Annotated in this window: 18 protein-coding genes and 2 tRNA genes; 19 read left to right on the forward strand and 1 reads right to left on the reverse strand. The window is 63.8% G+C overall.

The features are described from left to right. The first annotated feature begins 41 nt into the window (after positions 1–41). The 17 genes from PMI12_RS08455 (at position 42) to PMI12_RS27810 (ending at position 19,045) form a co-directional block, all read left to right on the forward strand. A tRNA-Trp gene (locus PMI12_RS08455) sits at positions 42–117 on the forward strand. A gap of 102 nt (positions 118–219) precedes the next feature. Further along, positions 220–603 carry a preprotein translocase subunit SecE gene (gene secE, locus PMI12_RS08460; RefSeq protein WP_007831049.1) on the forward strand — a complete coding sequence of 128 codons (384 nt, stop codon included), beginning with the start codon at positions 220–222 and terminating at the stop codon, positions 601–603. Between the two features lie 3 nt (positions 604–606). Continuing rightward, on the forward strand, positions 607–1,209 hold the full coding sequence (gene nusG, locus PMI12_RS08465) for a transcription termination/antitermination protein NusG (protein ID WP_007831050.1): 603 nt from the start codon (positions 607–609) through the stop codon (positions 1,207–1,209). Positions 1,210–1,346: 137 nt separating this feature from the next. After that, on the forward strand, positions 1,347–1,778 hold the full coding sequence (gene rplK, locus PMI12_RS08470; RefSeq protein ID WP_007831051.1) for a 50S ribosomal protein L11: 432 nt from the start codon (positions 1,347–1,349) through the stop codon (positions 1,776–1,778). Then, entirely contained in the window at positions 1,779–2,477 is a 699-nt protein-coding gene (rplA, locus tag PMI12_RS08475; protein WP_007831052.1) for a 50S ribosomal protein L1, read from the forward strand. A 260-nt stretch (positions 2,478–2,737) separates the two neighbouring features. Beyond that, the gene (rplJ, locus tag PMI12_RS08480; protein WP_007831059.1) at positions 2,738–3,274 is read left to right on the forward strand and encodes a 50S ribosomal protein L10; all 537 of its coding nucleotides are present in this window, start codon (positions 2,738–2,740) and stop codon (positions 3,272–3,274) included. A 43-nt stretch (positions 3,275–3,317) separates the two neighbouring features. After that, positions 3,318–3,692 (forward strand): 50S ribosomal protein L7/L12, encoded by a 375-nt coding sequence (rplL, locus tag PMI12_RS08485; RefSeq protein WP_007831060.1) that lies wholly within the window; start codon positions 3,318–3,320, stop codon positions 3,690–3,692. 296 nt (positions 3,693–3,988) lie between these two features. Then, positions 3,989–8,113 carry a DNA-directed RNA polymerase subunit beta gene (gene rpoB / locus PMI12_RS08490; RefSeq protein WP_007831061.1) on the forward strand — a complete coding sequence of 1,375 codons (4,125 nt, stop codon included), beginning with the start codon at positions 3,989–3,991 and terminating at the stop codon, positions 8,111–8,113. A gap of 21 nt (positions 8,114–8,134) precedes the next feature. Beyond that, a complete protein-coding gene (gene rpoC, locus PMI12_RS08495; RefSeq protein ID WP_007831062.1) occupies positions 8,135–12,370 on the forward strand; it encodes a DNA-directed RNA polymerase subunit beta' in 4,236 nt (1,411 codons plus the stop codon). A gap of 98 nt (positions 12,371–12,468) precedes the next feature. Then, entirely contained in the window at positions 12,469–13,077 is a 609-nt protein-coding gene (locus PMI12_RS08500; RefSeq protein ID WP_007831063.1) for a hypothetical protein, read from the forward strand. A gap of 130 nt (positions 13,078–13,207) precedes the next feature. Then, positions 13,208–14,542, forward strand: a complete 1,335-nt coding sequence (gene rsmB, locus PMI12_RS08505) for a 16S rRNA (cytosine(967)-C(5))-methyltransferase RsmB (RefSeq protein WP_007831064.1) — start codon at positions 13,208–13,210, stop codon at positions 14,540–14,542. Between the two features lie 52 nt (positions 14,543–14,594). Further along, positions 14,595–15,161 (forward strand): DUF4390 domain-containing protein, encoded by a 567-nt coding sequence (locus tag PMI12_RS08510; RefSeq protein WP_007831065.1) that lies wholly within the window; start codon positions 14,595–14,597, stop codon positions 15,159–15,161. Continuing rightward, positions 15,158–17,488: a sensor histidine kinase gene (locus tag PMI12_RS08515; protein ID WP_007831067.1), complete on the forward strand. Its 2,331-nt coding sequence runs from the start codon at positions 15,158–15,160 to the stop codon at positions 17,486–17,488. The genes PMI12_RS08510 and PMI12_RS08515 overlap by 4 nt, the downstream gene beginning before the upstream one ends. A gap of 89 nt (positions 17,489–17,577) precedes the next feature. Next, positions 17,578–18,279: a response regulator gene (locus PMI12_RS08520; protein WP_007831069.1), complete on the forward strand. Its 702-nt coding sequence runs from the start codon at positions 17,578–17,580 to the stop codon at positions 18,277–18,279. 24 nt (positions 18,280–18,303) lie between these two features. Further along, positions 18,304–18,379, forward strand: a tRNA-Phe gene (locus PMI12_RS08525). A gap of 47 nt (positions 18,380–18,426) precedes the next feature. Next, positions 18,427–18,765, forward strand: coding sequence for a DUF6538 domain-containing protein (locus PMI12_RS29660; RefSeq protein ID WP_443259949.1), 339 nt, complete (start codon positions 18,427–18,429; stop codon positions 18,763–18,765). Positions 18,766–18,814: 49 nt separating this feature from the next. After that, positions 18,815–19,045, forward strand: coding sequence for a helix-turn-helix domain-containing protein (locus tag PMI12_RS27810; RefSeq protein ID WP_007831070.1), 231 nt, complete (start codon positions 18,815–18,817; stop codon positions 19,043–19,045). A 174-nt stretch (positions 19,046–19,219) separates the two neighbouring features. On the opposite strand, the gene PMI12_RS08535 is transcribed toward PMI12_RS27810, so the two are convergent. Further along, a complete protein-coding gene (locus PMI12_RS08535; protein ID WP_049965543.1) occupies positions 19,220–19,933 on the reverse strand; it encodes an alpha/beta fold hydrolase in 714 nt (237 codons plus the stop codon). A gap of 120 nt (positions 19,934–20,053) precedes the next feature. Here PMI12_RS08535 and PMI12_RS28060 point away from each other — a divergent pair, with 120 nt between their 5' ends. Together PMI12_RS28060 and PMI12_RS08540 are read left to right on the forward strand one after the other, a co-directional pair. Continuing rightward, a complete protein-coding gene (locus tag PMI12_RS28060; protein WP_081502630.1) occupies positions 20,054–20,437 on the forward strand; it encodes a helix-turn-helix domain-containing protein in 384 nt (127 codons plus the stop codon). A 145-nt stretch (positions 20,438–20,582) separates the two neighbouring features. Further along, a complete protein-coding gene (locus PMI12_RS08540) occupies positions 20,583–21,560 on the forward strand; it encodes an IS5 family transposase (RefSeq protein WP_007831079.1) in 978 nt (325 codons plus the stop codon). The last annotated feature ends 98 nt before the right edge of the window (positions 21,561–21,658 follow it).

Here is a 21,658-nt window from a genome sequence, read left to right on the forward strand (position 1 = left end):
CGAAGATCCTCGACATCTAAGCCGAGCGAAAAGAGTACCGGAGGGGTATAGCTCAATTGGCAGAGCGTCGGTCTCCAAAACCGAAGGTTGTAGGTTCGATTCCTACTGCCCCTGCCACCTAGGTGGCACCCCGAAAAAGCCCATCGTGACCCGATGGGCTTCGGCGTCTCAAGAGGCGCATTGAATAGAAGGCCGAAAGGCGCAGGAAATCAGCCAACCATGGCCACTTCTCAAATCGAAACCGTGAGCACCGGCGCAGACAAGGCCAAGTTGGCCGCGGCTGTTGTGCTGGCAGTGGGCGCCATCGTGGCGTTCTATCTGCTGTCGCGTCAGGGCTCGCTGGTGCAATGGGCTGCGCTGCTGGTCGGCCTGGCCGCTGCGGTGGGTGCCTTTGGCAGTTCGGAGAATGGCCGTCAGTTGTGGGCTTTTGGCCGCGACTCGTGGCGCGAGGTCAAGAAGGTCGTGTGGCCGACCCGCAAGGAAGCAATGCAGATGACGGCTTATGTGTTCGCCTTTGTGGCGATCATGTCCGTCTTCCTCTGGCTCACCGACAAGACGCTCGAATGGGTGTTTTTCGACCTCATTCTGGGCTGGAGAAAGTAAGCAATGACCGACGACGTAGTTGAAACCACGCCTGAAGAGGAAAACACTCCGATTCTGGCTCCCGCCGCCAACCCCGATCTGCGTTGGTATGTGGTGCATGCCTATTCGGGCATGGAAAAGGCCGTCGAGCGCAACATCACCGAGCGCATCAACCGCGCCGGCATGCAGGACAAGTTCGGCCGCATCCTGGTTCCGACCGAGGAAGTGGTCGAGATCAAGAACGGCCAGAAGCGCACCACCGAGCGCCGCTTCTTTCCTGGCTACGTCCTGGTCGAAATGATCATGGACGACGAGAGCTGGCACCTGGTGAAGCACACCAACAAGGTGACGGGTTTCGTGGGTGGCGCCAAGAACCGTCCGGCCCCGATCTCGCAGAAAGAGGTCGAGGACATCGTCAGCCAGATGCAGCAGGGCACCGAGAAGCCGCGCCACAAGGTCGAGTTCACCGTCGGCGAATTCGTGCGCGTCAAGGAAGGCCCGTTCACCGACTTCAACGGCACGGTCGAAGAAGTCAACTACGAGAAGAGCAAGGTCAGCGTGTCGGTCATGATTTTCGGCCGCGCGACGCCTGTGGAGCTCGAATTCAGCCAGGTCGAAAAGACCTGAGCCACAGGCCGCAAGGCCTGAAGCATTCCCGGCTGCGCGTTGTCCGACTCGGCGCGCGGCCTTGATCGAAGAGTCGTTCAACCCCGGGGAGCCCTGGCCGCAAGCCAAGGCGATATCACCCGCAAGGAGCAAAAAGCATGGCGAAAAAAATCGTCGGCTTCATCAAGCTGCAAGTGCCAGCTGGTAAGGCCAACCCGTCCCCGCCGATCGGTCCCGCACTCGGTCAGCGCGGTCTGAACATCATGGAGTTCTGCAAGGCGTTCAATGCGCAAACCCAAGGCGTCGAGCCGGGTCTGCCGCTGCCGGTGGTCATCACCGCGTTCGCTGACAAGAGCTTCACCTTCATCATCAAGACGCCCCCGGCGATCACCTTGATCAAGAAGGCCATCAAGCTGGAAAAGGGCTCGGCCCGTCCGCACACCGACAAGGTCGGCAAGATCACTCGCGCACAGCTCGAAGAAATTGCCAAGGCCAAGATGAAGGACCTGACTGCCGCCGACCTCGACGCAGCAGTTCGCACCATCGCCGGCTCGGCCCGCTCGATGGGCGTGAATGTGGAGGGCGTGTAAATGTCCAAGATCACCAAGAAGCAGAAGTCGCTCGCAGGCAAGGTCGACAGCAACAAGCTGTACCCGCTGGCTGACGCGATCGTCATCGTCAAGGACGCCGCCACCGCCAAGTTCGACGAATCGATCGACGTGGCTGTGCAGCTCGGCATCGACGCGAAGAAGTCGGACCAGGTCGTGCGTGGCGCCGTCGTGCTGCCCAACGGCACCGGCAAGACCAAGCGCGTCGCCGTGTTCGCCCAAGGCGCCAAGGCTGAAGAAGCCAAGGCCGCCGGCGCCGACATCGTCGGCATGGACGACCTCGCTGCCATGGTCAAGGCTGGCGACATGCCTTTCGACGTCGTGATCGCTGCCCCTGACGCGATGCGCGTCGTCGGTACGCTCGGCCAGATCCTCGGCCCGCGCGGCCTGATGCCCAACCCGAAGGTTGGCACCGTGACGCCCGACGTTGCGACCGCTGTCAAGAACGCCAAGGCTGGCCAGGTCCAGTTCCGCGTCGACAAGGCCGGCATCGTGCACGGCACGATCGGCCGCCGCTCGTTCGACAACGACAAGCTGCAGGGCAACCTCGCCGCGCTGATCGACGCTCTGGTCAAGGCAAAGCCCGCGACCAGCAAGGGCGTGTACCTGCGCAAGGTGGCTGTGTCGTCGACCATGGGTCTGGGTGTCCGCGTGGACACGCAAACCATCTCGGCGAGCTAAAGAGATTTGCCTTGCTCCTGATCTAACGTGAAGGGGCGGGGCGAATGTGGTGGGTCGCGGCAGCTCAGGTTGCTGCGGGCCATCCAAGACCGCTGGTGTGCAGGGCGCTGCACTTAATCGCCGGATCGATCCTTCCGGTATCCAGCGCAGATGGCGATCCCGCTGCAAGGAATTTGATTTTTGTTCCGAAACAGTTGTTGGTCGCTGCATGAAGCGCGATCCCAGGCCCCGGCCGAAGATCGCATTAAAAGGAGTAGACCTTGAGTCTGAATCGCAGTGAGAAAGAAGCGGTCATCAGTGATGTGACCAGCCTCGCCGCAAAAGCTCAAACGCTCGTGATGGCGGAATACCGTGGCATCACGGTGGCCGATATGACCAAACTGCGCATCGAGGCGCGCAGCAAGGGTGTGACCCTGAGTGTTCTGAAGAACACCCTGGCACGCCGTGCTGTCGCCGGTAGCGCGTTTGAGATTGTTGGCGACCAGATGACCGGTCCGCTGATCTACGGCTTTTCCGAAGACGCAGTGGCTGCCGCCAAGGTGGTGGCCGACTTCGCGAAGACCAACGACAAGTTGGTGATTCGCGGTGGCGCGTTTGGCGGCAAGGCCCTGGACGTGAACGGCGTGAAGCAACTGGCCAACATCCCTTCGAAGGAAGTGCTGCTGGCGCAATTGCTGGGCTTGATGCAATCCCCGATCTCTCGTACCGCCCGCGTGCTCGCGGCGCTGGCCGAGAAGCGCGGTGGTGGCGAAGCTGCACCCGTTGCCGATGCACCGGCAGAAGCGCAGGCCGCTTGAGCCTCGCGTTTGAAACATTCAACCCAATTGTTAGGAAACAAAAATGGCATTCGATAAAGACGCATTTCTGACCGCACTCGACGCGATGACGGTCCTGGAACTCAACGACCTGGTGAAAGCCATCGAAGAGAAGTTCGGCGTGAGCGCCGCTGCAATGTCGGCTCCGGCCGCCGGTGGTGGCGCTGCCGCCGCTGTGGTCGAAGAGAAGACCGAATTCAATGTCGTGCTGGCCGATGTCGGCGCGAACAAGGTGTCGGTCATCAAGGCCGTGCGCGAAATCACCGGCCTGGGCCTCAAGGAAGCCAAGGACCTGGTGGAAGCCGCTCCCAAGGCTGTCAAGGAAGGCCTGTCGAAGGCTGACGCTGACGCTGCCAAGAAGAAGCTGGAAGAAGCCGGCGCCAAGGTGGAACTGAAGTAATTCAGACCCCCTAGAGGGCTGGAGGTGCTTGAAAAGGCCCTCCAGCCTTTGCCGCTTTCAGAGCGCACCCGAAAGTCGGCTTGATTGCCGGCTTCCCCGGAGATCTTCAGGTCGAAGGGAAAGTCAAAATCAAGCGGATTTTCGAGTGTCTTCTGACCCCGACTGCAGAAGATCCCTTGGTTCGGGCGATGTGCAACGCATCGCTGTCCGCCAACGGCTGGTAGTGGCCAGCCGCCAAGCAGTGGTGCCTCGGCACTGCTGACAAGTCGCTGAAGATCTCAAGCACCGGAGCTCTCATGGCCCAATCGTCCGCGTACAGTTACACCGAACGCAAGCGCATCCGAAAAAGTTTCGGCAATCGCGACAGCGTCGTCGAAATCCCCTACCTGCTGCAGATGCAGAAAGACGCGTACACCGCGTTCCTGCAAGCCGGCATTCCCCCGAAACAACGCACCGTCGAAGGCCTGCAGGCCGCGTTCGACGCCGCCTTCCCGATCGTCTCGCACAACGGTTTCGTCGAGATGAAGTTCCTCGAGTACAACCTGGCGAAGCCGGCGTTCGACGTGCGTGAATGCCAGACCCGTGGTCTGACCTTCGCCTCGGCCGTGCGAGCCAAGGTCCAGCTCATCATCTATGACCGCGAGTCGTCGACGTCGCAGTCGAAGGTGGTCAAGGAAGTGAAGGAGCAAGAGGTCTACATGGGCGAAGTGCCGCTCATGACCGACAAGGGTTCGTTCATCATCAACGGCACCGAGCGCGTGATCGTCTCGCAGCTGCACCGTTCGCCGGGCGTGTTCTTCGAACACGACAAGGGCAAGACGCACAGCTCGGGCAAGCTGCTGTTCTCGGCCCGCGTGATTCCTTACCGCGGTTCGTGGCTCGACTTCGAGTTCGACCCGAAGGACATGCTGTACTTCCGCGTGGACCGTCGCCGCAAGATGCCGGTCACGATCCTGCTGAAGGCCATCGGCCTGAACCCGGAATCGATCCTCGCGAACTTCTTCGTGAACGACAACTTCCGCCTGATGGACAGCGGCGCGCAGATGGAGTTCGTCTCCGAGCGCCTGCGCGGCGAAGTCGCGCGCTTCGACATCACCGACAAGTCGGGCAAGGTCGTGGTCGCCAAGGACAAGCGCGTCACCGCGCGCCACACGCGTGAGCTCGAGCAGGGCGGCACCACGCACATCAGCGTGCCGGAAGACTTCCTGGTCGGCCGCGTGATCGCCCGCAACATCGTCGACGCCGACTCCGGCGAAATCCTGGCCAAGGCCAACGACGAGCTGACCGAAGCGCTGCTGAAGAAGCTGCGTACGGCTGGCGTGCAGGACATCCAGGTCATCTACACGAACGAACTGGACCAGGGCGCGTACATCTCGCAGACGCTGCGCATCGACGAAACGGTGGACGAATTCGCCGCCCGCGTGGCCATCTACCGCATGATGCGCCCCGGCGAGCCGCCGACGGAAGACGCCGTGCAAGCGCTGTTCCAGCGCCTGTTCTACAACCCGGACACGTACGACCTGTCGCGCGTCGGCCGCATGAAGTTCAACGCCAAGGTCGGCCGCGACGAGTCGACCGGCCCGATGGTGCTGACCAACGAAGACATCCTGGCCGTGGTCAAGATCCTCGTCGACCTGCGCAACGGCAACGGCGAAGTCGACGACATCGACCACCTGGGCAACCGCCGCGTGCGTTGCGTCGGCGAACTGGCCGAGAACCAGTACCGCACCGGCCTGGCACGTATCGAAAAGGCCGTGAAGGAACGTCTGGGTCAAGCGGAACAAGAGCCGCTGATGCCGCACGACCTGATCAACAGCAAGCCGATCTCGGCCGCGCTGAAGGAATTCTTCGGTGCGTCGCAGCTGTCGCAGTTCATGGACCAGACGAACCCGCTGTCCGAAATCACCCACAAGCGCCGCGTGTCGGCCCTTGGCCCGGGCGGTCTGACGCGTGAACGTGCAGGCTTCGAAGTGCGCGACGTGCACGTGACCCATTACGGCCGCGTGTGCCCGATCGAAACGCCTGAAGGCCCGAACATCGGCCTGATCAACTCGCTGGCCCTGTACGCCCGCCTGAACGAATACGGCTTCATCGAGACGCCGTACCGCCGCGTGGTGGACAGCAAGGTCACCCACGAGATCGACTACCTGTCGGCCATCGAGGAAGGCAAGTACGTCATCGCCCAGGCCAATGCGGCCCTGGACAAGGACGGCGTGCTGACCGGCGACCTGGTCTCTGCGCGTGAAGCCGGCGAATCGATCCTGGTCGGTGCCGAGCGCATCCAGTACATGGACGTGTCGCCCGCGCAGATCGTGTCGGTGGCCGCATCGCTCGTGCCGTTCCTGGAGCACGACGACGCGAACCGCGCGTTGATGGGCGCCAACATGCAGCGTCAGGCCGTGCCCGTGCTGCGTCCCGAGAAGCCGATGGTCGGTACCGGTATCGAGCGCGTCTCCGCGGTCGACTCGGGCACCGTGGTCACGGCCACCCGTGGCGGTATCGTCGACTACGTCGATGCGACCCGTGTCGTGGTGCGCGTGAACGACGCCGAAGCGGCTGCCGGTGAAGTCGGTGTGGACATCTACAACCTGATCAAGTATCAGCGTTCGAACCAGAACACCAACATCCACCAGCGTCCGATCGTCAAGCGCGGCGACAAGATCGCCAAGGGCGACGTGGTGGCCGACGGCGCATCGACCGACCTCGGCGAACTGGCCCTCGGCCAGAACATGCTGATCGCGTTCATGCCCTGGAACGGCTACAACTTCGAAGACTCGATCCTGATCTCGGAACGCGTCGTTGCCGAAGATCGCTATACCTCGATCCACATCGAGGAACTGGTGGTGATGGCTCGCGACACGAAGCTGGGCGCTGAAGAAATCACGCGCGACATCCCGAACCTGGCCGAGCAGCAGCTCAACCGCCTCGACGAATCCGGCATCATCTATGTCGGCGCCGAAGTGCAGCCGGGCGACACGCTGGTGGGCAAGGTCACGCCGAAGGGCGAGACCACGCTGACGCCTGAAGAGAAGCTGCTGCGCGCCATCTTCGGCGAGAAGGCTTCCGACGTGAAGGACACCTCGCTGCGTGTGGACCAGGGCTCGCAAGGCACCGTGATCGATGTGCAGGTCTTCACCCGCGAAGGCATCACGCGCGACAAGCGCGCCCAGCAGATCATCGACGATGAACTCAAGCGCTTCCGCCTCGACCTGAACGACCAGCTTCGCATCGTCGAAGCCGACGCGTTCGACCGTATCGAGAAGCTGCTGACCGGCAAGGTCGCCAACGGCGGCCCGAACAAGCTGGCCAAGGGCACCAAGCTCGACAAGGCCTACCTGTCGTCGGTCGAGAAGTTCCACTGGTTCGACATCCGCCCGGCGGAAGACGAAGTGGCCACGCAGCTCGAGTCGATCAAGAACTCGCTGGAGCAGACGCGCCACAGCTTCGACCTCGCGTTCGAAGAAAAGCGCAAGAAGCTCACGCAGGGCGACGAGCTGCCCGCGGGCGTGCTCAAGATGGTCAAGGTCTACCTGGCCGTCAAGCGCCGCCTGCAACCCGGCGACAAGATGGCCGGCCGCCACGGCAACAAGGGTGTGGTGTCGAAGATCGTTCCGGTCGAAGACATGCCCCACATGGCCGACGGCACGCCGTGCGACATCTGCCTGAACCCGCTGGGCGTGCCTTCGCGGATGAACGTGGGCCAGGTGTTGGAAGTGCACCTGGGCTGGGCCGGCAAGGGCATTGGCCAGCGCATCGGTGACCTGCTGCAGCAGGAGGCCAAGGTGGCCGAGCTGCGCAAGTTCATGGAGCAGCTGTACAACGGCTCGGGCCGCCAGGAAAACATCAGCTCGCTGAACGACACCGAACTGCTCGAAATGGCAGCGAACCTGCAGAACGGCGCGACCTTCGCGACGCCTGTGTTCGACGGTGCTTCGGAAGAAGAAATCCGCGGCATGCTGAAGCTCGCCTACCCGGATGACATCGCCAAGCTCAAGGGCCTGACCGATACGCGCACGCAGGCCTACCTGTTCGACGGCCGCACCGGCGACCAGTTCGAGCGCCCCGTCACCGTCGGCTACATGCACTTCCTGAAGCTGCACCACCTGGTGGACGACAAGATGCACGCCCGTTCGACCGGCCCGTACTCGCTCGTCACGCAGCAACCGCTGGGCGGCAAGGCGCAGTTCGGCGGCCAGCGTTTCGGGGAAATGGAAGTGTGGGCGCTGGAAGCTTACGGCGCCGCCTACGTCCTGCAGGAAATGCTGACCGTGAAGTCCGACGACGTGCAAGGCCGTACCAAGGTGTACGAAAGCATCGTCAAGGGCGAGCACTCGATCGAAGCCGGCATGCCGGAATCGTTCAACGTGCTGGTCAAGGAAATCCGTTCGCTGGGGCTCGACATCGAGCTCGAGCGTTCTTAAGTTGAAAAGGGAAAGAGTCTTATGAAATCGCTACTCGACCTGTTCAAGCAATTCACGCCCGATGAGCATTTCGATGCCATCAAGATCGGCATGGCTTCGCCCGAGAAGATCCGCTCGTGGTCTTTCGGCGAAGTGAAGAAGCCCGAGACGATCAACTACCGCACGTTCAAGCCCGAGCGCGACGGCCTGTTCTGCGCCAAGATCTTCGGCCCCATCAAGGACTACGAGTGCCTGTGCGGCAAGTACAAGCGCCTGAAGCACCGCGGCGTGATCTGCGAGAAGTGCGGCGTCGAAGTCACGCAGACCAAGGTGCGCCGCGAGCGCATGGGTCACATCGACCTGGCCGCGCCCTGTGCCCACATCTGGTTCCTGAAGTCGCTGCCGTCGCGCCTGGGCCTCGTGCTCGACATGACGCTGCGCGACATCGAACGCGTGCTGTACTTCGAAGCCTACGTGATCACCGACCCCGGCATGACCCCGCTGAAGAAGTTCGGCATCATGTCCGAGGACGACTACGACGCGAAGCGCAAGGAATACGGTGACGAATTCGTCGCCAAGATGGGCGCCGAAGGCATCAAGGACCTGCTCGAAGGCATCGAACTCGACAGCGAGATCGAACGCCTGCGCGGCGACCTGACCGGCTCCGAAGTCAAGGTCAAGAAGAACTCCAAGCGCCTGAAGGTGCTGGAAGCCTTCCGCAAGTCGGGCATCAAGCCCGAGTGGATGGTGCTCGACGTGCTGCCCGTGCTGCCGCCGGACCTGCGTCCGCTGGTGCCGCTGGACGGCGGCCGCTTCGCGACCTCCGACCTGAACGACCTGTACCGCCGCGTCATCAACCGCAATTCGCGCCTGCGCCGCCTGCTGGAGCTGAAGGCTCCGGAAATCATCGCGCGCAACGAAAAGCGGATGCTGCAGGAAGCTGTCGACTCGCTGCTCGACAACGGCCGCCGCGGCAAGGCCATGACGGGCGCCAACAAGCGCGCGCTGAAGTCGCTGGCCGACATGATCAAGGGCAAGAGCGGCCGCTTCCGCCAGAATCTGCTGGGCAAGCGCGTCGACTACTCGGGCCGTTCGGTCATCGTGGTGGGCCCGACGCTCAAGCTGCACCAGTGCGGCCTGCCGAAGCTGATGGCGCTCGAGCTGTTCAAGCCCTTCATCTTCTCGCGCCTCGAGGCCATGGGCATCGCGACGACGATCAAGGCTGCCAAGAAGGAAGTCGAATCGGGCACGCCGGTGGTCTGGGACATCCTGGAAGAGGTCATCAAGGAGCACCCGGTCATGCTGAACCGCGCTCCGACGCTGCACCGCCTGGGCATCCAGGCCTTCGAGCCGATCCTGATCGAAGGCAAGGCCATCCAGCTGCACCCGCTCGTTTGCGCGGCCTTCAACGCCGACTTCGACGGCGACCAGATGGCTGTCCACGTGCCGCTGTCGGTGGAAGCGCAGATGGAAGCCCGCACGCTGATGCTGGCCTCCAACAACGTGCTGTTCCCGGCTTCGGGCGAACCGTCGATCGTTCCTTCGCAGGACGTGGTGCTGGGTCTGTACTACACGACCCGCGACCGCATCAACGGCAAGGGCGAGGGCCTGATCTTCTCCGACATCGGTGAAGTGCAGCGCGCGCTCGACGCCAACGAAGTCGAACTCACCGCCAAGGTGGCGGTGCGCATCACGGAGTACACCAAGGACAAGGAAACCGGCGTCTTCACGCCGTCGACCTCGCTCGTGGACACCACCGTGGGCCGCGCACTGCTGTCCGAGATCCTGCCGAAGGGCCTGCCGTTCTCGAACATCAACAAGGCGCTGAAGAAGAAGGAAATCTCCAAGCTCATCAACGTCTCGTTCCGCAAGTGCGGCCTGAAAGAGACCGTCGTGTTCGCCGACAAGCTGCTGCAGAACGGCTTCCGCCTGGCGACCAAGGCCGGCATCTCGATCGCGATCGACGACATGCTGGTGCCCGCTGAAAAGCACGGCATCATCGAACGCTCGGCCAAGGAAGTGAAGGAGATCGAACAGCAGTACGTCTCCGGTCTCGTGACCTCCGGCGAGCGCTACAACAAGGTGGTGGACATCTGGGGCAAGGCCGGCGACGAAGTGTCGAAGGTCATGATGGCCAAGCTCTCGAAGCAGAAGGTCATCGACCGCCACGGCAAGGAAGTCGAGCAGGAGTCGTTCAACTCCATCTACATGATGGCCGACTCGGGCGCCCGCGGTTCCGCAGCGCAGATTCGCCAGGTGGCCGGTATGCGGGGCCTGATGGCCAAGCCGGACGGCTCGATCATCGAGACGCCCATTACCGCGAACTTCCGCGAAGGCCTGAACGTGCTGGAGTACTTCATCTCCACCCACGGTGCCCGTAAGGGTCTGGCCGACACGGCGCTGAAGACGGCGAACTCGGGTTACCTGACCCGTCGTCTGGTCGACGTGACGCAGGATCTGGTGGTCACCGAACAGGACTGCGGCACGCACGGCGGCTACCTGATGCGCGCGATCGTCGAAGGCGGTGAAGTGATCGAATCGCTGCGCGACCGTATCCTCGGCCGCTCGGCTGCGGACGACGTGCTGCACCCGGAAAACCGTTCGGTGCTGCTCAAGGCCGGCGAGATGTTCGACGAAGACAACATCGAAGTCCTGGAAGCCCAGGGCGTCGACGAAGTCAAGGTCCGCACCGCGCTGACCTGCGAAACCCGCTTCGGCATCTGCGCGACCTGCTACGGACGCGACCTGGGCCGCGGCGGCCTGATCAACATCGGCGAAGCCGTCGGTGTGATCGCTGCCCAGTCCATCGGCGAACCCGGCACGCAGCTGACGATGCGTACCTTCCACATCGGTGGCGCCGCTTCGCGCGCTGCCATCGCTTCGAGCGTGGAAGCCAAGTCGAACGGCTCGATCGGCTTCAATGCCACGATGCGCTACGTGACCAACAGCAAGGGCGAGCTGGTCGTGATTTCGCGTTCGGGCGAGATCGTCATCCATGACGAGCACGGCCGTGAGCGCGAACGTCACAAGGTGCCGTACGGCGCCACGCTGACGGTCAAGGCCGACCAGCAGATCAAGGCCGGCCACGTGCTCGCCAACTGGGACCCGCTGACCCGCCCGATCATCACGGAATTCGCCGGCAAGACGCAGTTCGAAAACGTCGAGGAAGGCCTCACGGTTGCGAAGCAGGTGGACGAAGTGACCGGTCTGTCGACCCTGGTCGTGATCGATCCGAAGCGCCGCGGCGCTGCCAAGGTCGTTCGCCCGCAGGTGAAGCTGATCGATGCGCAAGGCCAGGAAGTGAAGATCCCCGGCACCGATCACTCGGTGACGATCGGCTTCCCGATCGGCGCGCTGGTGCAGATCCGCGACGGCCAGGACGTGGGCCCCGGCGAGGTGCTGGCGCGTATTCCGGTCGAAGGCCAGAAGACCCGCGACATCACCGGCGGTCTGCCGCGCGTCGCCGAGCTGTTCGAAGCCCGTTCGCCTAAGGACAAGGGAATGCTGGCCGAAATGACCGGTACCGTGTCGTTCGGCAAGGAAACCAAGGGCAAGATCCGCCTGCAGATCACCGATCCGGAAGGCACGGTCTGGGAAGACCTCGTGCCGAAGGAAAAGAACATCCTGGTGCACGAAGGCCAGGTGGTGAACAAGGGCGAAAGCGTGGTCGACGGCCCGGCGGACCCGCAGGACATCCTGCGCCTGCTGGGTTCGGAAGAACTCGCGCGCTACATCGTGGACGAAGTGCAGGACGTGTACCGTTTGCAGGGTGTGAAGATCAACGACAAGCACATCGAGGTGATCGTTCGCCAGATGCTGCGCCGCGTCGTGGTCGACAACATCGGCGAGACCGGCTACATCTCCGGCGAACAGGTCGAACGCAGCGAAATGCTCAACACCAACGACGCCCTGCGCGCCGAAGGCAAGATCCCCGCGACGTTCACCAACCTGCTGCTCGGTATCACGAAGGCATCGCTGTCGACCGACTCGTTCATCTCGGCCGCGTCGTTCCAGGAAACGACGCGCGTGCTGACCGAAGCCGCGATCATGGGCAAGCGCGACGAGCTGCGCGGCCTGAAGGAAAACGTCATCGTCGGCCGCCTGATTCCCGCAGGCACCGGCATGGCGTACCACCAGGCCCGCAAGGTCAAGGACGCCATGGACGAAGCCGAGCGCCGCGCCATCGCCGAATCGGAAGCTGCCGAACTGGCAGGCTCCGCCGACAGCGATGCGACGACCAGTACGGCGGACGCCAGCGAAGGCGCTGCGACCGAATAACTGGGTAGCATCACCGGCCATGACCGGTACACACGCCCCCCGACCGCCCCCGGTTGGGGGGCGTTTTTCTTTGTGTTTTCCATGAGGCGTTGTCGTCGATGAGCGTGTTGCCCGAATCGCTGGCCAGCTGGATCGTCATTGCGATCCTGTTGTTCTGGTTTGTCGGTGCCTACAACCGGCTGGTGCGTTTGCGCGCGGCTGTGCTGCAGGCCTACGGCCTGCTCGACGCGGCCCTGGGCAAGCAGCTGGATTTCGTGCAGGCCAGCATCACCGCCGCGCCAGCGCCAGAAGCAGCGCCAACGGGGGAGTCGCTGTCGTCCATCGCGCCATTGCAGGCCGCGACGACCCAACTCGCGACCTTGCTCGGTGCGACCCGGCTGCACCCGTTGGACGGCGGCGGCATGGCCGCGCTGGCCACTGCGCTCCAGGTGTGGGCCAATGCATGGCGCCGCCAGCACCCGGACGAGGTGACGGTGTTCGATGCCGACGGCACGCTGTCGCGGCCGGCGCAACTGCAGCCTGGGGCCGAGGCCATGTCGCCCAGCGCCAGCGAGCCGATCGCGTGGCCCGAGCCTTCGGCCGCGGCGGAGATCGCTCGGGGCCAGTTCAATCAGGCGGTGGGGCACTACAACGCCGCGATCGCGCAATTCCCGGCACTGCTGGTGGCATGGGCCGTGCGTCTGCGTCCGGCTGCGCCGTTGCTCTGAACGAACCCGGCGCGATTCTTTTCCATCTTTTCATTGCGTGGCGCCCGGCTTTCCGGGCGCCCGTTACCATCGTCCCAACTTGTCAGAACTACCTTCCGATCCTTCCTCGAGCAGCAGCGGCACGCCGTCATTGCAGCCCCCGCTCTGGCGCCAGCTGCAACTGACCGCAGTGGCGCTGGCGTCGATCCGCGCCGGCACCTCGGGCTCCGTCGCGTTCGAAGCCGTCGAGCCCGTGCTGCGGCCCGGCGTGCAGGCGCTCGGCTTCCAGGTGCTGCGATGGCTCGGCCGCGCCGAGGCGCTGCGCCGCCACCTGGCCAAGCGCACGCCGCCGCCCCTGCCCGATGCATTGCTGTGCACCGCGCTGGCGCTGGCCTGGGACGCCGAGCGCGCGCCCTACGAACCGTTCACGCTGGTCGACCAGGCCGTCGAGGCCGCCAAGCGCAACCCCGCGACGCGGGCGCAGGCCAGCTTCATCAACGCCTGCCTGCGGCGCTTCCTGCGCGAGCGCGACGAACTGGTGGGCGCCACCGACTCCGAGCCGGTCGCGCAATGGAACCACCCTCGCTGGTGGATCGAGCGCCTCAAGCGCGACCATCCGCGCGAGTGGCAACGGGTGCTGGGCGCAGACAACGCGCAGGCGCCGATGACGCTGCGGGTCAATGTTCAGAAGTCGACCGCGGCTTCCTATCTTGTGGAGCTGGAGGCCGCCGGTCTCGGCGCGACGCGCGTGGGTCCCAGCGGCCTGCAACTGACGCGTGCACGCCCCGTGCAGCAACTGCCCGGCTTTGCCGACGGTGCCTGCTCGGTGCAGGATGCCGCTGCGCAGATGGCCGCGCCGCTGCTGCTCGAAGGCCTGTTGCCGGCGAAGCCCGGTGCCGCAGTGCCGCTGCGGGTGCTCGATGCCTGCGCGGCTCCCGGCGGCAAGACCGCGCACCTGCTCGAAATGGCGACTCCCGGCGCCATCGACGTGACCGCGCTCGAAGTCGATGCCGCCCGCAGCCGCCGCATCGACGAAACCCTCGCCCGCCTCGGACTGAGCGCCAAGGTGCTCGTGGCCGACGCGGGGCGCCCGGCGCAGTGGTGGGACGGCACGCCTTTCGACGCCATCCTGCTCGATGCGCCATGCACCGCCTCGGGCATCGTGCGGCGCCATCCCGACGTTCGCTGGCTGCGCCGCGAGAGCGACACCGCCCAGCTCGCCGCCCAGCAGGCCGCGCTGCTGGCCGCGCTCTGGCCGCTGGTGCGGCGCGGCGGCCGGCTCCTTTACTGCACCTGCTCCGTGTTTCGCGAAGAGGGTTCGCAACAAATTGATGCGTTTCTTGTACACAACACCGACGCCCGATTGCTGCCATCGCCAGGCCATTTGCTGCCCCAAAGCGGGTCGAATGCCCGCGGCGTCCCGGACAATCCCTCTGGTGACCACGACGGTTTCTTCTACGCCCTGCTTGAAAAGCGCCCGCACTGAGCGGCGCTGGCCGGTCTGGCTGCCCATCCTGTTCTGGGCCTGGGCGATGTGCATGGCCTGGCTGCCGGCTCCGGCGGCCGCCCAGGCCCGCACCGGCGCGTCGATCACGCAGATGCGCCTCGAACAGGCCGACGACGGCGTTTATTTCAGTGCTGCGGTGCAGTTCGAACTGCCCTCGCTGGTGGAGGAGGTGCTCGACAAGGGCATCGCCATCTATTTCGTGGCCGAGGCCGAGCTCTACCAGGAGCGCTGGTACTGGACCGACCGAAAAGTCGCCCAGGTCACGCGCCACATGCGGCTGGCCTACCAGCCCCTCACGCGCCGCTGGCGGCTCAACGTATCGGCAGCGCCGATGACGGGCGCGGCCGGCCTGGGCATCTCGCTGAACCAGAACTTCGACACGCTGGCCGATGCGCTCGACGCCATCAAGCGCGTCGGCCGCCTGCGGTTGGCCGACGTGTCGGAGGTCGGCGACGATCCGCTGCACCAGGTCACCTTCCGCTTCCGGCTCGACACCTCGCAGCTGCCGCGCCCGTTCCAGATCGGCGTGGTCGGGCAGGCCGACTGGAACATCGCCACCGAGCGCACGGCCCGGCTCGCAATGGAGAAGCAGAAGTGAGCATTTCCGGGCGCAGCGGCGCAGCGGCCACGCCGGCCGCGCGCCGCGCGCGGGCCACGCGCTGGGCTATTGGCGTCGGTGCCGCGCTGGTCACGGCCATCGGCCTGGTGCTGATGTTCCTGCTGGCGCAGGCCACCAACAACCGCGCGCTGTACGAGCGCTACTACGTGCGCCTGTTCGGCATCAACGTCGTGGTGGCGGTGCTGCTGGTGCTGGTGATCGGCTGGGTCGCCTTCCGTTTGCTGCGGCGGCTGCGGCAAGGCAAGTTCGGCAGCCGGCTGCTCATCAAGCTGGCTGCCATCTTCGCGCTGGTGGGCGTGGTGCCCGGGGCGCTGGTCTACGTGGTGTCCTATCAGTTCGTTGCGCGCTCGATCGAGAGCTGGTTCGACGTCAAGGTCGAAGGTGCGCTCGATGCCGGCCTGAACCTCGGGCGCGCCACGCTCGATTCGCTGTCAGACGATCTCGCCGCCAAGACGCGCGGCGCCAGCGCACAGCTGGCGCAGGTGCCCGACACGAGCGCGGGCCTGGTGCTCGAACGCATCCGCGACCAGCTCGAGGCCACCGACGTGATCCTCTGGACCGGTTCCGGGCAACTGGTGGCCAGCGCCGGCAGCTCCCGTTTCCAGCTCAGCCCCGAGCGTCCGACCCCCCAGCAGTTCCGTCAGGTCCGCCCGGAGCGCGCCGTCGCGCACGTCGAGGGTCTGGACGAAACCGCCCTACCGGGCGCGACCCCGCCGGTGGCGAGCGTGCGCGCGCTCGCCATGGTGCAGAGGCCGGGCTTCGACTTCGACACCGCGCCCCGGTATCTGCAAGTCACGCGGCCGCTGCCGCCGGCCGTGGTCGCCAACGCGCTGGCCGTGCAGGAGGCCAACCGCGAATACCAGGAGCGGGCGCTCGCTCGCGAGGGCCTGCGCCGCATGTATATCGGCACGCTCACGCTGAGCCTGTTTCTCGCCGTGTTCGGTGCGGTGCTGCTGGCCGTGCTGTTCGGCAATCAGCTCGCGCGGCCGCTGCTCGTGCTGGCCGACGGTGTGCGCCAGGTGGCCGCCGGCGACCTGCGGCCCACCGCGGTGCTTCAGGGCAAGGACGAACTGGGCGGCCTCACGCGCTCGTTCGCCGTCATGACCCAGCAGCTGGCCGATGCCCGCGGCGCCGTCGAGAAGACCGTGGGCGAGCTCGATGCCGCGCGCGCCAACCTGCAGACCATTCTCGACAACCTGACCTCCGGCGTGATCGTGCTCGACGCCAAGGGCACCGTGCTCTCGACGAACCCGGGCGCGACCCGTGTGCTGCGCGCGCCGCTCGCGGCCTACGAAGGTCGGGCACTCGTCGACGTGCCGGGCCTGGCCGACTTCGGCACCAAGGTGCAGCAGCAATTCGAGGACTTTCTCGTCGAGCGCGTGCAGCACGGCCTCGACCACTGGCAACACGCCTTCGAACTGCACGCTTCCGGCACCGACCTGCCGCAGCAGGACGGCGCCATCAACATCGTCGCGCGCGGCGCGGAACTGCCCGGCGCCGCACGGCTGCTGGTGTTCGACGACATCTCCGAGATCGTCTCGGCCCAGCGCGCGCAGGCCTGGGGCGAGGTTGCGCGCCGGCTGGCACATGAAATCAAGAACCCCCTCACGCCGATCCAGCTCTCGGCCGAGCGGCTGGAGATGAAACTGTCGGGCAAGGTCCAGCCGCCCGAACAGGCCGTGCTCGTGAAGTCGGTGAAGACCATCGTCGACCAGGTCGATGCGATGAAGCGGCTGGTGAACGAATTCCGCGACTACGCGCGACTGCCCGCCGCCGACCTCAAGCCGGTGGATCTCAACGCCCTGCTGGTTGACGTGCTCCAGCTCTACAGCGCGGAGAACCTGCCGATCACGCTGCGCTCCGAACTCGACGAGCGCTGCCCGCCCATTCGCGGCGATGCGCAGCAGATCCGCCAAGTGATACACAACCTGTTGCAGAACGCGCAGGACGCCGCCGAGGCTGCCGCCAGCGGGACCGGCAGGGCGGGCGAGGTCGTCGTGCGCACGCGGCTCGGAGATTCGGGGCAGCGCGTGCGCCTGACCGTGCAGGACAGCGGCCCTGGTTTTGCCGAGAACATCCTGAAGCGCGCGTTCGAACCCTACGTCACCACGAAAACAAAAGGTACCGGTTTGGGCCTTGCGGTCGTCAAGAAAATCGCCGACGAGCATGGCGCGCGCATCGAGCTTTCCAACCGTGTCGTCGACGGGGCTGTAGCAGGGGCGCAAGTCTCGCTATCATTCGCGCTGGCAAGCGGGCCGCGGGCAGCGGCCGCTCACACCGAAGATTCAAAGTCTTCCGCCGCCTGAGCCGCACGAATATCCGTCGCACAGGCGACGGATGGGCCCGCGGACCCTACACACATTGCAGACACCAGCGCAAACAACAAGCAGCACTCATGGCAAACATTCTCGTGGTCGATGACGAGCTGGGCATCCGGGACCTGCTCTTTGAAATTCTCAATGACGAAGGCCACAACGTGGAGCTCGCGGAAAACGCCGCCGAGGCGCGCGCTGCGCGCCAGCGCGCGCGGCCCGACCTCGTTCTGCTCGACATCTGGATGCCCGACACCGACGGCGTCACCTTGCTCAAGGAGTGGTCCACCGCCGGCCTGCTGAGCATGCCCGTCATCATGATGAGCGGCCACGCCACCATCGACACCGCGGTCGACGCCACGCGCATCGGCGCGTTCGCCTTCCTCGAGAAGCCCATCACCATGCAGAAGCTGCTCAAGGCGGTGGAGCAGGGCCTGGCGCGCGAGAGCGCGCGCCGCGCCGCTGCAGGCGTGGTGCCCGCGCCCGTCGCCGGCAGCCAGGCAGCCGCCATCACGACGACGGGCGACAGCCTGCTGATGGCCTCGCTGGCTTCCGTGCCGGTGGCCGACGCCGGCCCGCAGTCGACGCAGAGCTTCGATCTCGACCGCCCGCTGCGCGACGCGCGCGACGGTTTCGAGAAGGCGTACTTCGAGTTCCACCTCGCGATGGAGAATGGTTCGATGACCCGCGTCGCCGAGAAAACCGGCCTCGAACGCACCCATCTCTATCGAAAGCTCAAACAACTTGGTGTGGATCTTTCAAGAGGGCGCAGAAGCGCTGTATAATTTAGGGCTGCACTCAAATGCAATGGCCCGGTAGCTCAGTTGGTAGAGCAGCGGATTGAAAATCCGCGTGTCGGTGGTTCGATTCCGCCCCAGGCCACCACTCTTCTAAGCCCTTGATTCTTAACGGAATCAGGGGCTTTTCAGTTTGTGGCGCCTCGCTGTCCGCTTGATTTGGTACGCCAAGCAGGTACACCGTGGCATCTTCGCTTCATAGAATCGGCAGCGCATCAACTGTTCGCCGACGCTCGTTCATGGCCCAGCCGTTCAAGCCCCCCGGCTGGGATCTATCAGTTGCGCCGCAAGGTGCCAAATGAGTTGCGGCGTGTCCTCGGCCACGAATACAAGAGATCTCTCAAGACGCGCGATCCATCCGAAGCAAAGAGCGATTTGCCGAGGAGTGGGCGAGATCCGACGATGTACGGCGTGTCCACACCACGTTTGGCGAACGCCTCACCGTCGACCGTCTGGCCCACGAGGCGGGCATGAGCATCCCCACGTTTCAGACCCACTTTCGTAGCGTCCCCAGAGTTCTCCGATGCAGTACCTCAAGTCGGTACGCCTCCATCAAGTGCGCCTGTTGATGCTGCGAAACGAGAAGACGGCTTCCGCAGCGAGCATCGAGGTGGGATATGAAAGCGCGTCGCAGTTCAGTCGTGAGTTCAAGCACTTCTTCGGACTCAGTCCGGGCAATGAGATTCTTCGCCTGAAGTCGAGCTTCGCGATGCAGCCCTTGCCGGGAGAGCAGACATGGGTGACGTCACATTGATCGACGCGGACTGATTCCCGCGATGCGGCCATCTGGCAAACACTAAGAGCATGTGAACGCCGTTGTGGTCGCGGTGGCGCCGTGCAGCACGCCTGCGGTGTCGGATCCGTTTCCACACGACCTCAGCCAATGGTTGACCCCGGGATTGGCCATGCTAACGCTGCTGAAGCAGGATCAGAACCTAGCCGCATCAACCCGGGCGGCCCACCGGTTAAATGCTTCGAGAACTGCCGCTGGCTGTTCCAGCGTCGACATGTGCCCGCACTCAGAAATGATGACGAGTTCGACATCGCCAGAAAGAAGGCTCGACATCTCTTCGCTGAGTGACGGCGGTGTCACCTGATCTTCGCGGCCGCACACGACCAACGCCGGGCAGCGCAGCTCACCAAGTATCTGCCGGCTGTCTGGCCGGTTGATGGCCGCTGTCTGTTGACGTGCGAACCCTTCACTTCCGACGTTTCGGGCCATGTCGCCGAGCAACTCCAGCAACTTCGCGTCTTGAGAGTGCGACGGATGGATGATCCTTGCCGCGAACCCATTGGCCACCTGAGTGAAACTTGCGGTCGCCGACCCAAGCGCAGTGACCATGCGTCGCCGGCTTTCTTTCATCTCTTCAGAATCGGCACGCGCACCCGTGTCGAGTAGAGCAACTCCGGCGATCCTTTGTTGCGCCTGCCTGCACACCTCCATCGCCACGTAGCCGCCCAATGAGAACCCTGCCACGGCAAATGGTCCTGATGGCATCAAACTAAGCGCCGAGACGGCAAGAGCGGCAACGTTGTTTGCAGTATGGGTCTCGGCAACGGCAACAAAGCGATCCGCTGACAAGGCGTGTCGAATGGTCTCCCACACTCTCTGGTCATTCATAAGCCCAGGAAGCAGCAGCATGGGAAGAGGCTGATTTCTATACATGTCGGATCCTTCTGAGAAGGCTCCGTTTGTTGAACATGCTTTTGTTATAACTATGAAGTGAAGTTCATAGTCAAGCGAAATCGAGGATACAAGGATATGTGGATCAAAGAGTTTTCCGAGTCGGCAGGACTTCCGGTCGCTACCGTGCGCTTTTACGTAAAGAGTAAATTGCTCCATCCGAAATTGGGTACGGCCGGTGGCTCTCGTCCCTATATGGAGTTCTCGGAAAAGGACCTGTGGCTCACTGCTGCAATCAAGGCAGGCCAGGCTTTGGGCATTTCTCTTGCAGAGATCAAATCGCTGATCGATGAGCGGCGCGGCGGCGATAGAACGAAAGCAAAGCTGCTGCAGACAATGATCTCTCACCGGCAGAGACTTTCACAGCGAGCGACAGAAGTGGCGGCCTTGATCCAGTTCGTCGATGCAAAGATTTCATGGCTGCGTGGCGGCAGTTCAGGTCCAATGCCCGAACCCCCGTGATGGTCGAATTTGGCTTGTTGACTTTTGAGCCCTGCGGCTTGCCGCCGACAATCGGCCGCTCACGAATCAGCGCAGATCTAGGGAAGGTCTGAACAAGAGCACGTTTCTTGCATGAAGGACTGAACCCTGCAAAGGAGCACGAGCGATGAGCCAGATCAGTTTTGCGGATGCCGAGCAAGCTGGCAAGAGGAAGAAGACAAGGCGCGAAGTCTTCCTTGCCGAGATGGAACTGGTGGTGCCGTGGAAGGCGCTGCTCAAAGTCATCGAGCCCCACTATCCAGTGGCAGGCCGAGGCCGTCGTCCCTACCCGCTGCAAGCCATGCTGCGCGTGCACCTGATGCAGAACTGGTTCGCCCTGAGCGACCCGGCGATGGAAGAAGCCTTGTATGAGATCGCCTCCCTGCGCACGTTCGCCGGACTCGGTCTGGAGGCTATCCCCGATGAGACGACCATTCTGAACTTCCGCCACCTGCTGGAAGCCAGCGATCTGGCCGAAGACATCTTCAAGCAGGTCAACGCCCATCTGGCCAGGAAGGGACTGCTCTTGAAGCGCGGCTCTATCGTGGACGCAACCATCATTGCGGCGCCCAGTTCGACCAAGAACGAAAGTGGCGAGCGAGATCCGGAGATGCACCAGACGAAGAAGGGCAACCAGTGGCACTTCGGTATGAAGGCTCACATCGGCGTGGACGCAGACTCGGGGCTGGTGCACACGGTGACGACCACTGCAGCCAACGAGGCAGACGTGGAACAGGTGAGCGATCTGCTGCACGGCAAAGAGGATGCGGTGTGGGCAGACTCGGGCTATCGCGGAGCACAGAGCCGAGTCAAGCGCAGCGTGCAATGGCATATTGCGGGCAGGCCCAGCGACATGGCGAAGATGCCGGAGGGCCGAGCCAAGGCCAGAGCGCGCAAGCAGGAATACCAAAAGGCCAGCATCCGGGCAAAGGTCGAGCACCCGTTCCGGGTGATCAAGCGGCAGTTCGGTCTGGCGAAGGTGAGGTTCAAGGGACTGACCAAGAACACAGCGCATGTGATCACGCTGTTTGCGCTGTCGAACCTGTGGATGGTCAGAAGGAAGCTGATTGCGATGATGGGACAGGTGCGCCCGCAGGCAGCGTGAAGCGGCCACAGAGGCTCTCAAACGCGTGGGATGCCCGGTGCGATGAGCCCGCAAGCGCAGCAACTCAACACGCGTCCTCGTCATCAAATCAATTTACG

This window comes from Variovorax sp. CF313, assembly GCF_000282635.1.
Lineage (GTDB): Bacteria > Pseudomonadota > Gammaproteobacteria > Burkholderiales > Burkholderiaceae_C > Variovorax.

Bases quoted from the DNA above. Each gene is read 5' to 3' on its own strand.
- rpoB (WP_007831061.1), top strand. From the start codon at position 3,989: ATGGCCCAATCGTCCGCGTACAGTTACACCGAACGCAAGCGCATCCGA.
- PMI12_RS08500 (WP_007831063.1), top strand. From the start codon at position 12,469: ATGAGCGTGTTGCCCGAATCGCTGGCCAGCTGGATCGTCATTGCGATC.
- PMI12_RS08540 (WP_007831079.1), top strand. From the start codon at position 20,583: ATGAGCCAGATCAGTTTTGCGGATGCCGAGCAAGCTGGCAAGAGGAAG.
- PMI12_RS28060 (WP_081502630.1), top strand. From the start codon at position 20,054: ATGTGGATCAAAGAGTTTTCCGAGTCGGCAGGACTTCCGGTCGCTACC.
- rplA (WP_007831052.1), top strand. From the start codon at position 1,779: ATGTCCAAGATCACCAAGAAGCAGAAGTCGCTCGCAGGCAAGGTCGAC.
- PMI12_RS08520 (WP_007831069.1), top strand. From the start codon at position 17,578: ATGGCAAACATTCTCGTGGTCGATGACGAGCTGGGCATCCGGGACCTG.
- nusG (WP_007831050.1), top strand. From the start codon at position 607: ATGACCGACGACGTAGTTGAAACCACGCCTGAAGAGGAAAACACTCCG.
- PMI12_RS08510 (WP_007831065.1), top strand. From the start codon at position 14,595: ATGGCCTGGCTGCCGGCTCCGGCGGCCGCCCAGGCCCGCACCGGCGCG.
- rpoC (WP_007831062.1), top strand. From the start codon at position 8,135: ATGAAATCGCTACTCGACCTGTTCAAGCAATTCACGCCCGATGAGCAT.
- rplL (WP_007831060.1), top strand. From the start codon at position 3,318: ATGGCATTCGATAAAGACGCATTTCTGACCGCACTCGACGCGATGACG.
- PMI12_RS27810 (WP_007831070.1), top strand. From the start codon at position 18,815: ATGCAGTACCTCAAGTCGGTACGCCTCCATCAAGTGCGCCTGTTGATG.
- rplK (WP_007831051.1), top strand. From the start codon at position 1,347: ATGGCGAAAAAAATCGTCGGCTTCATCAAGCTGCAAGTGCCAGCTGGT.
- secE (WP_007831049.1), top strand. From the start codon at position 220: ATGGCCACTTCTCAAATCGAAACCGTGAGCACCGGCGCAGACAAGGCC.
- PMI12_RS08535 (WP_049965543.1), bottom strand. From the start codon at position 19,933: ATGCTGCTGCTTCCTGGGCTTATGAATGACCAGAGAGTGTGGGAGACC.